Below are 11,631 nucleotides of genomic sequence, written 5' to 3'. Positions count from 1 at the left end.
GCCAAGATGATGCCAAACTGAAATCAGCAAAGACCTTCATGCTTACTTGGAAACAGCAAAATTAAGCTTTTGGTAGAAGCACTTCCACGAGCAGACCCTTGCCCGAGGCCGGAGACTTCAAAGCGATCGTGCCTGACAACCGCTTGATAATATCCGCAACAATCGTCAATCCGAGACCGGTTCCTTCGATCTGCGGTGTATCGATGCGATAGAATCGCTGGAAAACGGCTTCCCGGTGGTGCTCGGCGATACCGGGACCACTGTCGGAAATGGACAGACGCCAGAAATTGTTGGCGAGCGTAACGCCCACGCGAATGCGGCCGCCCGCCGGCGTATATTTCACGGCGTTCTCGATCAGGTTGCTGACCATCAGTCGCAACAGAGGATCATCTGCTCTGACCAACGCTTTTTCGTCACCGTCGAGCGACATGTCCAATGTTTTGGCCGTTATCAAATTTCCCATTTCAGCGACGATTGATGCCACGGTGCTGTAAAGTGCGACAGGCTGAAGTTGGATCGGTTGATGGCCAACACGCGCAGCGCGCAGCAATTGCTCGATGAGATAGGTGGCTTTTTCATTGCTGATGACGAGGTCGGCAAGAATCGCCTGACGTTCTTTCTCGCTGTCTGCCTGCGATAACATCTGTAGCAACAATTTCAGCGCCGCCTGTGGCGTGCGCAGCTGGTGCGCCGCATGATCGGCAAAACGCCGTTCGGCTTTCAGCGAATCGTCCAGATCCTCAAGAAGCTGATTGATCGACCGGCCAAGCGGTGAAAGATCCCTTGGCAGCGTATCAACTGGAATTGCTGACAAGTCATCCGGTGAGCGACTGCGGATTTGCTGCACCAGCATACGGATGGTGCTGAGGCCGCTATTGATGCCAAACCAGATCAGCATAGCAATCAGCGGGATGAGTATGAGCAGCGGGAAAATGAGATTGAGCAGAATGTTTGACACCAGCGTCTGGCGCATGGCGATCTTTTCAGCCACCTCGATCACGACCTTTGTTTCGGGGATGGGTAGCGAGTAAATCCGCCATTGCTCGCTATCATAACGAACATTGGTAAAACCCGCCCTTTGCATCGAAATTTCCGCCGGAAAGGTTGAGCCCGAAAAGAGAACGATCTTATTCTCCTTCCATGCGCGGAACATATGCGCATCGGCATAATCATCCGCATCTTCATTCAGCGCGAGCTGGTTGCCCATGTTGAAATCGATGTCGGCGATCTGTTTCGGTGGAGCGTCTCCGGGCTCCTCGTCAAATTGATTGTGCAGCAGCATCCACAACACATTGGCGTCGTTGATCAGCTGAGCGTCATAGACATTGTTGATTTCGCGGGTGGCGCTGTTGAAGGCAAATCCGCCGATGATTGCCATGGTGATGAGAATCGTCGGCGTAATCCGGAAAAAGAGCTTCCGGGTGAGGGTGGGACGGCTCATGCATCCACCATATAGCCCACACCGCGGATGGATTTGATGAAATCGCTGCCCAGMTTTTTGCGCAGATTATAGATTGTCACCTCGGTGGTATTGCTTTCGACGGCACTTTCCGCGCTGTAGAGTGCATATTCAATATCGCTTTTTGTGACGTATTTGCCGGATCGCTCCATCAGGAGCTTCAGGAGTTGAAACTCCTTGGCGGTCATCATGACCTGCGTGGATGCTTTGCGCACTACCTTGGCAGCTGGGTCCACTTCCACATCAGCGCATCGCAGAACAGTATCGACCCGACCTTCACTGCGACGCACGAGTGCGCGCAATCGCGCCAGCAGTTCATCAAGATCAAACGGCTTGACCAGATAATCATCCGCCCCGTTGTCGAGGCCTTCAACCTTATGAAGCGGGGTATCGCGAGCGGTCAAAAGGAGAATGGGAACGAGGTTTTTGTCACGGCGCGCCGCCCGGAGTACTTCAAGTCCGCTCATCTTGGGGAGATTGACGTCCAGAATAACGACGGCAAAACTGGAATCCTGTATTGCGGCCAGTCCGGATTCACCGTCCTGCATCCAGTCCACACCATAGGCATGCTTCTCCAGCGCCTTCTTTAACGAAGAACCAAGCATCATATCATCTTCAACCAGCAGCAGTCGCATTTTTCAGATCATTACTTTGAATGTTCGAGGCGCCGCATCACAATGCGGTGCGGTATGGCGGGGCAGATAAGATCAAATCTCGGTTTTTTGCGGGCAGTCCATCTTCAGCTCACAACTGATTGCAGTAACCAATACGCTGTTTTCGTCTTGTTACCAATCGTCTCAATTGTTGTTTGTTTTTTGCTCAACCGTGCCTCAATTCGGATCAGAATGGGTCGCATCGTCATGAATAGCGAACGTCGTTCGCGTAAAACGGCAATGCCGGTGTCTCACCGGTCAAACCGATAAGGGAGTGAAAACAATGAAAACACTTGTGATTGCAATGAGTCTTCTGGCCGCCACGACCCTGTCCGCCTATGCTGCAGAGCCAGCAAAGACGGTGGAAACCAAACTCGGTAAGGTGCTTGCCACGGAAAAGGGCCTGACGCTCTATACGTTCGACAAGGATGCAAAAGGCAAATCCAATTGTGATGCGGATTGCCTGAAGAAGTGGCCGGCCTTCCATGCGGATGCCAAGGCGAAGGCCGAAGGCAAATGGTCCCTTGTCAAAGCTTCTGATGGCAAAGATATGTGGGCCTATGATGGCAAGCCGCTTTACACCTTTGCCAAGGACACAAAAGAAGGCGAGACAACGGGTGATGGCGTCGGTGGCGTCTGGCACGTTGTGAAATAACCGCAAACCAATCCCGCAGAATCAATCCGGCGCAGAAGCAAGGCTCCTGCGCCGGAATTATAAGTATGGGCCGGCTAGATTGAGCTTATGCGGCCTGAATAGCTGACAGCTTCCAGTCGTCGCCATCCTTCCGCACAAATGTCCAGACCTCAGTGCTTTCACTTGCCCTCGTGTTATCACCATCAACAAGCTTGCCTGTTGTGCGGTCGAGCATCGCATCAACGCTTGAATAGCGCATAGCCAGCGTCGCGTATTCGGCATTGTCCTCGCGCCACGACTCAGCGATGTCACCCTGAAGCAGTTTGACGTCGGAAACGCTGTTGCGCACGCCCTTCGTTGCGTTCTCACCGAGTTYTTCGGCAAGGTAGGACATGGCCTCTGGTGTGGTCAGCGTCCGCAGAACCGCATAATTTTCCGTGCCGTAAGCTGTCTGCACTTCGGTCAGAAGCTGTTCAAACTTGTCCAGATCCTGCTGCGAAATGCCAAGCTCATCCGATGCCTGCGAAGACTGGGCCGGTGCTGGCTTTGGAGCCGCAGAGCCCGACCCCATCGCCGCACCAATGCTTGGAATACGGAACGAAGGCGATGCAGACGGATCAGCCGGGCGGCCGAATGCCTGATTGAACGAGGGACCTGATGCCGTTGCAGATGATTGCCGGCGCTGGGCAAAGAAGCGCATGGCCAGCATGACCGCGCCGATAACAAGGCCGATCTGCAAGAGCATGCCGAGGAAGCCGAAGCCGCCCCCAAAACCGTGGCCGAGCAGTGTGCCGATCAGGCCGCCAACCAGCAAGCCACCGATCATGGAACGGCCGAAACCGCCAAAGAAGCCCGGACGTTGTGTGTTCATCTGCGGCTGCATGGCAGAAGGCTGGTTTGTCTGCGGGCGCGGCGTCATAGAGCGTTCAATTGGGGCAGCAGGAGAGGGCGCGGTCCGTGTGGTTGCGGGCGCATCGAAAGTGCGTGTACCACGGCTGCCAAATCCGCCACCTGCCCGCCGTGCGTCGGCGATATCAAAAGCGCTCAGCGTCACCGCCAAGGCCAGAACGAGCAACACAGCGATGCGAATAATGCGGGAAGCAGTGCCAGACATAAGTTTCTCCTGTTACGCACCCGGCCAATTTGAGCACGCGAGATGCATATAGAGAGCGCCGCGGGCAATTTTAAGTCCTGACACCAATGTGATGGACAATTTTGGTGGGATTTTTTGCTTTGCGGAAATTTTATTCTCGTCCTGATCAAAATTCTGCGGCCAGGCCGAATAAAATGAATAGTTGGCGTGTTCTCTCATTGCAGTCGTTTTGATGCAGGAGAGAACGTCATCATGAACAAAGCCAATTCACTATCCGTTACCGCAGCCTTGTTTGGCGCATGCCTTGCGGTTGCTGCATTATCGAGCCCGGTCTATGCGGCGGGCGAGGATAACAGCGCGACCCCAACCTGCCCGAAAGGGGAGGTCTGGAACCCAAAAACCAAGAAATGTGTCAAGCAGGAAGGCAGCTTGCTTCCCGATTCCGACCTGACAACCTACGCTTATGCGCTTGCAGAAGCCGGGCGTTACGAAGAAGCACTGGCTATCCTTGATACGCTGAAGAATCCGAATACCGCTATTGCCCTCAATTATCGCGGCTATGCGACGCGCAAGCTTGGGCGCACCGACGAGGGCATCGGCTATTATATGAAATCGGTTCAGCTTGATCCGCAATATGCCAAGGTGCGTGAATATCTTGGCGAGGCCTATGTCATCAAAGGTCATCTCGACCTTGCCAAGGATCAACTCGCCAAGATCAGGGGTATTTGCGGCACAGACTGCGAGGAATATCKCGATTTGGCCGAAGCGATCGAAAACCCGACAAAGATGTGAGGAAGGAAGCGCCTGATTGAAGCTAGATCGGCGGATGACCATGACAATTCAAACCGGATTCATCATGTCTGTCGCATATCCAGCGGTTCCTGCTTATAGTCAGGCAAAGCGTAGCAGAGAGTCATCGGACCGTGTTTCCCGGTCCGATGCGGAGGCGACCATCGCAAACGAGCAGGAAATCAGGGCGGGACTTTCCCAACACCTTACGAGGCTCTGGCGTTACGCTGTGGTGTTATCGCATCAGCGCGACGTTGCCGATGATCTGGTGCAGGCAACCTGTGTGCGTGCATTGGAGCGGGCAGGCCAGTTTACTCCCGGCACCCGGCTCGACCGATGGTTGTTTTCAATCCTGTATTCCATCTGGCTCAACGAGGTCCGCTCCCGGCGCGTGCGCATGGGGCAGGGCTTCGTTGATGCCGATGAGACCCTTGTTTTTGATGGGGCACGCGATACCGAGACGCACATTTTTGCCAATCAGGTGCTTCGGCAGGTTCAGGCTCTGCCTGAAGCGCAGAGGACTGTGGTTTTCCTTGCCTATGTCGAAGAGCTTTCCTATCGCGAGGTTGCCGATCTGCTTGAAATACCCATTGGCACTGTCATGAGTCGGCTTGCTGCGGCACGTGCGAAGCTGGCCTCCGCCGGATCAGACAGAATGGAAGGGAGCGCGCCATGACCGATCCCAACCGAGAGACAATCGGAAGCGATGAGATGCTGGTGGCGTTTCTGGACGGAGAACTCGATCCAGATACACGCAAGCAAGTCGAAAACCTGCTCGAACGAGACGAAGCCGTTGCTGATCGGCTGCGTTTCCTGTCTTCCAGCAGCTTGCCGTTCCGCGACGCCTTTAATCCATTGCTCGACAGTGCACCGAAGGCCAAGCTCGATGCGATGCTTGCTGAGATTTTGCCGCCAGAGCAGGTCAGGAAACAGGCAAACGGCTGGAATCGTCGCGGCTTTCTGGCAGCTGCAATTGGTTTCATCGCTATTGGTATTGCAGTGGACCGGACTTTCCTTGGTGTTCAATCAAGCCTTCATGGCGATCAGGATGGCAGTGACTGGCGCTCGGTCGTCGCCCAATATATGTCGCTTTATACCCGTGACACATTGGGTAACGCTCCCGCTGACGTGGCAGTGCAGACCGAACAACTGCGTGGTGTTGGCGTCAAACTTGGTCTCAATCTCACACCTGAATTGGTGCAGTTGCCGGGAACCACGTTGAAACGTGCCCAAATGCTCGCCTATGATGGCAAGGCGCTCGGACAGATCACCTATCTGGATGCGGCGCAGGCACCAATGGCTCTTTGTATCGTTCAGTCCTCCAAGGGCGCAAAAGCTCCTGATAGCGAACGGCGTCATGGCATGAATGTCATATATTGGTCCAGCGACACCCATGCCTTCATGCTGATCGGCCACGAATCGCTTGGCGATATAAAGGCTATGGGCGACCGGCTCCGCCATGTTCTGACGATATAAGCAGCGATCATTTCATTTTGGCATCAGGTTCGCGTAATCTTGTGATCATCGCCGCATGATAGGAGCCTGACACGTATCGCCTCAGGAGTGTCTGCATGCCTCTTTCGTTCGTGGACCGGATTCTTCGTTTCGCTTTTTCCCGCATTGTGACCAAAGGCTCGCTGACTGTCCTAACGGCAAGCGGTGTCCGCCTTGTTTTTGGCGATGAAACCGGCGATCCGGTAGTCGTGCGTTTTGCCGACCGGTCGGCGCAACTGCTGTTTCTCATGGATGCCGACATGCAACTCGGTGAGCTGTTCATGGATGAGCGTTTCATCGTCGAGCAGGGTACGATCTATGATTTTCTCTGTCTGGTGTTGCGGGAGGCGCAGAACGAAACACACCCGCTTCCCGCCCGCCTGATCGACAGTTTGCGGGCTCGTTTCAGAGGCTTTCGCCAGCGCAATCTGCCAGCACGCTCGAAGCGCAACGTCGCCCATCATTATGATCTGGACGGCAGGCTATATGGTCTGTTTCTCGATGCAGACCGGCAATATTCCTGCGCCTATTTCGAACATCCCGAACAGAGCCTGGAAGAGGCACAACTTGCCAAGAAAAGGCATCTGGCTGCCAAGCTTCTGGTGCAACCGGATAGCCGAGTCCTCGATATTGGCTGCGGGTGGGGCGGTTTGGCGCTGCATCTGGCTGATGAGGCACCGTCGGGTGAGGTGCTTGGGGTTACCCTATCAGAAGAACAGCTTGAGTTTGCCAGAAACAGACCGGGGACGAAAAGCCACTCCAACCGTGTGAATTTCGCCCTGCAGGATTATCGTAGCCTGAATGGAACATTTGACCGTATCGTTTCGGTCGGCATGTTCGAGCATGTCGGCGCTGCCTCCTATGGACAGTTTTTCAGGAAGTGCGCGGAACTGCTTGACGAGGATGGCGTGATGGTCCTGCATACGATCGGTTGTTCGGCAGTGCCGGGCTTCACCACACCGTGGCTCGACAAGTATATTTTTCCGGGTGGCTATATCCCGTCCATGTCGGAAATCATTCCGGAAATCGAGAAAGCCGGATTGATGGTCACCGACGTGGAAATTCTGCGTCTCCATTATGCGTCGACCTTATCCGCCTGGCGCGAACGCTTCATGGCGCGGTGGCAGGACGCAGCGGCGCTCTATGATGAACGTTTCTGCCGGATGTGGGAATTCTATCTCGCCGCCGCCGAGTCTGCATTTCGGTACGAGGATCTCGTGGTTTTCCAGTTCCAGATTGCAAAAAGAAACAACGTTATCCCTTTGACGCGAACCTATATTGGCGAACACGAACAGAGCAGACCCAAGGTTCTGCACGCGGCCAATGCCTAGCCCCCAGCAGGTCTGATGTTTGATTTTGACCTGATATGACTATTTATTGTCGTTTACGGTGTCGCTTTCTGCCCGTCATCGCCCGAATGGACTCCTTAATATAGCGTAAAGTGTGGGCTTGACCGTGGTGATCACTCAACCATAGTCTGGTTTCACTACGCGGCCTCGGAGGGGACCATGGTAACGCTGCAAAGCGGTTTGCACGCTGAATACATTGAATCAGCGCTCTCGTCGGGCAATGCTGCTGCGCAATCGGCTCTGATTGCTTCCTGGCGGCGGTCTATGCGTCTCTATGGCCTCAATCCAATTGAAGGTCGCGGACCAAACATTCTGACAGAATATGAACTCAATCAGGCACGCGAGCGCATGGGCTCGTTGATACTCACCGCTCAAACCAGCCTGGACAGGCTTTATGCGGCAGTGGGCGGGGCAGGTTGCTGCATCCTGCTCGCGGACAAAGACAGCGTTCCGGTGGACCGGCGGGGCTATATCGGCGACGACGAAACCTTCTACAGAATGGGTCTTTGGACAGGCGCCGTATGGAGCGAGGAAACCGAGGGGACGAATGGAATTGGTACCGCTATTGTTGAGCAACGCGCGCTAACCATTCATCGTGATCAGCATTTTCGCAGTAAAAACACGGCATTATCATGCACTGTTGCACCAATTTTTGATCATCGTGGCCGTCTGGCTGCTGTCATTGACGTGTCCTCGGCACGACACGATCTGACCGATGATTTCGTCAAGCTGATTTCCATTGCCGTGGCTGATGCTGCGCGGCGTGTAGAAGCGGAAAACTTCCGTCTTGCGTTTCCCAAGGCACGAATTCTTCTGGCTCCTCCCGGCGATAATGTGATGAGCGAGCGGGCGTTGAACGCTCTCATTGCCGTTGATGAGGATGATCTGGTGGTTGGCGCTTCGCGATCCGCACGCCAAATGCTCGGTCTGACCGATGAGGTGCTTAGTGCTCCATTGCCGGCTGCCGATCTTCTGGGGCARCATCAACCAACGTCGCGTGATTTTGCCACCGCTGAACGCGGTGCTATTCAACGGGCACTGGCGCGAAGCGGCGGCAATGTGTCTGCTGCAGCCGCCGATATGGGTATCAGCCGCGCCACATTGCACCGCAAATTGAAGCGTCTTGGCCTTTCCTGAGCGATTTTGATTTTTTTGCCATGGTTTGTCGCAAAACTGCGACAGTTAAAGCTCGCACCTGAGCAGACGGGGCTGACACACTGTAAATATTGGGTAACTCTGCCTGAAATGCCGCAGGAGTCGGTGTGAAATGGTGGAGATGAATTAACTGGGTGGGTTTCAAACGCTGCCAGGCCCAATAGTCAGAAACGTCATGGCGCATTTCAGAACAGAAATCCGATAGCCGTAACGGGCAATACGTGCTGTTCGACGCCAAGTCTGGTTCAAACGGGCGCTTGTGGAGCGTTGCTGGAGAGCAAGTTCTTCGATCTTTTGTCGATGAATCAGGCTGTTAACGGCCATCCTTGGAAATTGGAAAAATGAATTCCCAAAAGCGGGCTCCTGACCAGGGCTTGCTTCGTCGGTGGCGCTGACCTTCATCCAGCGCCACCGACGGCCTTTTGGAATGGCATTCAACCGTGTTGTTCGCGCGGAAATGCGCAAGGTGTCATTATCGTACATAGAATGTGCATCAGTGCTGCGGAGCCGGTTGACGCAGCAATGCGAATAGATATAAAGGCCTCCGATCAGCTCGGATAGATGTGGCGGAATAACCGATCCGCCATGATGAATATCCGTGCAGGATGGAGGGGTGGCCGAGCGGTTTAAGGCACCGGTCTTGAAAACCGGCGTAGGTGAGAGCCTACCGTGGGTTCGAATCCCACCCCCTCCGCCATTCTCCGAAAACAACTTATTGATCTATAGGCAATAAAATGTTCGGACCGCTAACGAAGTTTGGTGAAGGCGCATATGAGGCGGTAAAACGCTTCTCTTACAGCAATATTTTTCAGATAGAGAAAACGACCGGGCCTGACCGTTTGGTAATCGCACCTAATGAGAACCAGATTGATATTCTCTTATTGCTCGCCGGGTTGTGGGACGAAGGTTATTTCCTTTTATATATACTGCTGGTTCCTCGCCTTTCTAAGCGCGAGCAAGGCAGATATCAAAGTTCTGGGCCTTTATCCTTCAAGGAGGCAGAGGACTTTTGCACTGCTTTCAAACCGTTTCTTGAAACCGATGGGCGGCATCATTTCTGGATTGGTTCTGCCAATGGTAATGGTACTTTGGTTTATGATCAGCACAACGTTATCTATGCCTATGGCGATACAGCCAGATATATTGAATTTTTAAAGCAGATTGGATTCAAAGAAGATTCGGTTCGCATTCCCGTGCCGCACTCACACTACTATCACGCACAGAACGATAAATTTGAAGATGAGCTGATGGAATATTGGGAATGGAAATGGTCGCCGCTTCAACCAAGTGACGAATAATACCTCGTCTCATTTATTCTGGTTGTTCGATATTCATTTTAAAATTTTGCAAATCTCTCCCATTCTCCACCCTCAAGGATCTGCCTGATTACCTGATGAGAATTTGAGCGAATAGCATGGAACTATTTGCGCCCGTCTGCGTTTCGCCCGAACGTGTCGCAAACTGACGCGATCACCATGTCAGCCTCAGAAATTCTTCAACGAGGATATTCGCCATGAAAAAACTGACCTTTGGTATCTTGGGTTTGATCATCCTCGCTTGCCTGGGGGCAGGTGGCGTCTACTTGTATTCGCAAGAGTCAGCGACAGTGCCTGTCAGCGAAGGGTATGGACCTAATCCCACTTTGCCAGCACCCAACCCCCGACCGATTCCAACCGTGAATGTCGCACAAGCCACCAAATGGCCTGATGGTGTGACCCCCGTTGTGGCTTCAGGGCTGAAGGCCAATGTTTATGCGAAGGATTTGGCACATCCGCGCTGGCTGCATGTCCTCCCTAACGGGGACATTCTTGTTGCGGAAACCAATGGTCCTGCAGAGGAGCAAACCGGTTTCAGTATTCGAGGCTGGGTTATGGGTGTTCTGATGAACCGGGCTGGCGCCAAAGCTGTCAATGCCAACCGTATTACACTGCTGAGGGATGCGGACAAGGATGGCGTGGCCGAAATAAAGGAGCCGTTCATCGAAGGTCTGAACTCGCCTTTTGGCATGACGCTGGCCAATGGGAAACTTTATGTTGCCAACACCGATGGCATTGTCGCGTTTCCCTATAAGGATGGTGAGGCCAAGATCACCACAGCGCCCGAGAAGATCGCTGACCTGCCGGGCGGTCCTATCAACCATCATTGGACGAAGGATGTTATAGCAAGCCCGGATGGCAAGAAGCTCTTTGCGACCGTGGGCTCAAACAGCAATGTCGGCGAAAACGGCCTTGATGCCGAGAAGAACAGAGCAGCTGTTCTTGAGATCGATCTGGCAACGGGACAGGAGCGTGTGTTCGCATCCGGCCTTCGCAATCCCAACGGGCTTTCGTGGAATCCAGATAGCGGTGAATTGTGGGTTGCCGTGAATGAGCGCGATGAAATCGGCAGCGATCTCGTTCCGGATTATATGACTTCGGTCAAGGATGGTGCATTCTATGGATGGCCTTATAGCTATTACGGCCAGAATGTTGATGTGCGTGTCAAACCGCAAAATCCTGAGCTTGTGGCAAAGGCGATCAAGCCAGATTACGCGCTTGGACCGCATACAGCGTCGCTCGGCCTTACGTTCAACACCGGAACGTTTTTGGGCGCCGACTATCAAAATGGCGCATTTGTTGGCCAGCACGGATCATGGAACCGCAAACCGCGCAGCGGCTACAAAGTTATTTTCGTTCCCTTTGAAAACGGTAAGCCCAGCGGTCCGCCGAAGGATATACTGACGGGCTTCATCAATGATCAGGATAAAGCCCTTGGCCGTCCAGTCGGTGTTGCAATCGACAAGTCAGGTGCGTTGCTGGTTGCTGATGATGTGGGCAATACGATTTGGCGTGTGACACCTGCAGTAGCCCAGTGACCCCGCCATAACCACATTATTGAATGACTTTACGATCAGGAATGAAATGAGAGGATGCTTCCACATCTTTTCGATGAGGACTCGGGCCATTGCAAGGATATATATCTTACCCTAGCCTTGGCTAAAAATGGGGACGGGGGTCACATGGACA

General features: G+C 53.5%; 12 protein-coding genes and 1 tRNA gene. 9 read left to right on the top strand and 4 right to left on the bottom strand.

All coding sequences use genetic code 11. The features are described 5' to 3' along the window. Positions 1–61 precede the first annotated feature (61 nt). Both AB4Y96_RS11995 and AB4Y96_RS11990 read right to left on the bottom strand, forming a co-directional pair. Positions 62–1,441, bottom strand: coding sequence for a sensor histidine kinase (locus tag AB4Y96_RS11995; protein ID WP_441917557.1), 1,380 nt, complete (start codon positions 1,439–1,441; stop codon positions 62–64). Then, on the bottom strand, positions 1,438–2,094 hold the full coding sequence (locus AB4Y96_RS11990) for a response regulator transcription factor (protein ID WP_441917555.1): 657 nt from the start codon (positions 2,092–2,094) through the stop codon (positions 1,438–1,440). The genes AB4Y96_RS11995 and AB4Y96_RS11990 overlap by 4 nt, the downstream gene beginning before the upstream one ends. 301 nt (positions 2,095–2,395) lie before the next feature. Here AB4Y96_RS11990 and AB4Y96_RS11985 point away from each other — a divergent pair, with 301 nt between their 5' ends. Then, positions 2,396–2,767 (top strand): COG4315 family predicted lipoprotein, encoded by a 372-nt coding sequence (locus AB4Y96_RS11985; protein WP_091876830.1) that lies wholly within the window; start codon positions 2,396–2,398, stop codon positions 2,765–2,767. An 85-nt stretch (positions 2,768–2,852) separates the two neighbouring features. On the opposite strand, the gene AB4Y96_RS11980 is transcribed toward AB4Y96_RS11985, so the two are convergent. Continuing rightward, positions 2,853–3,860, bottom strand: coding sequence for a TIM44-like domain-containing protein (locus AB4Y96_RS11980; protein ID WP_441917554.1), 1,008 nt, complete (start codon positions 3,858–3,860; stop codon positions 2,853–2,855). A gap of 231 nt (positions 3,861–4,091) precedes the next feature. Between AB4Y96_RS11980 and AB4Y96_RS11975 the strand changes: the two genes are divergently transcribed. The 5 genes from AB4Y96_RS11975 (at position 4,092) to AB4Y96_RS11955 (ending at position 8,608) form a co-directional block, all read left to right on the top strand. After that, positions 4,092–4,631 (top strand): tetratricopeptide repeat protein, encoded by a 540-nt coding sequence (locus AB4Y96_RS11975; protein ID WP_441917553.1) that lies wholly within the window; start codon positions 4,092–4,094, stop codon positions 4,629–4,631. A gap of 64 nt (positions 4,632–4,695) precedes the next feature. After that, positions 4,696–5,304, top strand: coding sequence for an RNA polymerase sigma factor (locus tag AB4Y96_RS11970; RefSeq protein WP_091878341.1), 609 nt, complete (start codon positions 4,696–4,698; stop codon positions 5,302–5,304). Beyond that, positions 5,301–6,104, top strand: coding sequence for an anti-sigma factor family protein (locus AB4Y96_RS11965; protein ID WP_441917551.1), 804 nt, complete (start codon positions 5,301–5,303; stop codon positions 6,102–6,104). The genes AB4Y96_RS11970 and AB4Y96_RS11965 overlap by 4 nt, the downstream gene beginning before the upstream one ends. Positions 6,105–6,199: 95 nt before the next feature. Next, positions 6,200–7,453: a class I SAM-dependent methyltransferase gene (locus AB4Y96_RS11960; protein WP_441917550.1), complete on the top strand. Its 1,254-nt coding sequence runs from the start codon at positions 6,200–6,202 to the stop codon at positions 7,451–7,453. A gap of 177 nt (positions 7,454–7,630) precedes the next feature. Beyond that, the gene (locus AB4Y96_RS11955) at positions 7,631–8,608 is read left to right on the top strand and encodes a GAF domain-containing protein (RefSeq protein ID WP_091876821.1); all 978 of its coding nucleotides are present in this window, start codon (positions 7,631–7,633) and stop codon (positions 8,606–8,608) included. A gap of 159 nt (positions 8,609–8,767) precedes the next feature. On the opposite strand, the gene AB4Y96_RS11950 is transcribed toward AB4Y96_RS11955, so the two are convergent. Then, complete coding sequence (locus tag AB4Y96_RS11950) at positions 8,768–9,109, bottom strand: hypothetical protein (protein WP_441917548.1); 342 nt, start codon at positions 9,107–9,109, stop codon at positions 8,768–8,770. Between the two features lie 124 nt (positions 9,110–9,233). Between AB4Y96_RS11950 and AB4Y96_RS11945 the strand changes: the two genes are divergently transcribed. The 3 genes from AB4Y96_RS11945 to AB4Y96_RS11935 all read left to right on the top strand — a co-directional run bounded on the left by AB4Y96_RS11945 (position 9,234) and on the right by AB4Y96_RS11935 (position 11,480). Then, a tRNA-Ser gene (locus AB4Y96_RS11945) sits at positions 9,234–9,323 on the top strand. Positions 9,324–9,360: 37 nt separating this feature from the next. After that, positions 9,361–9,924: a hypothetical protein gene (locus AB4Y96_RS11940; RefSeq protein ID WP_441917546.1), complete on the top strand. Its 564-nt coding sequence runs from the start codon at positions 9,361–9,363 to the stop codon at positions 9,922–9,924. Positions 9,925–10,139: 215 nt separating this feature from the next. Next, a complete protein-coding gene (locus AB4Y96_RS11935) occupies positions 10,140–11,480 on the top strand; it encodes a PQQ-dependent sugar dehydrogenase (RefSeq protein ID WP_441917545.1) in 1,341 nt (446 codons plus the stop codon). Positions 11,481–11,631: the final 151 nt, after the last annotated feature.

This window comes from Phyllobacterium sp. TAF24 (assembly GCF_052113785.1).
Classification (GTDB): Bacteria; Pseudomonadota; Alphaproteobacteria; order Rhizobiales; family Rhizobiaceae; genus Phyllobacterium.
This window is presented reverse-complemented; position numbering and strand designations above follow the sequence as displayed.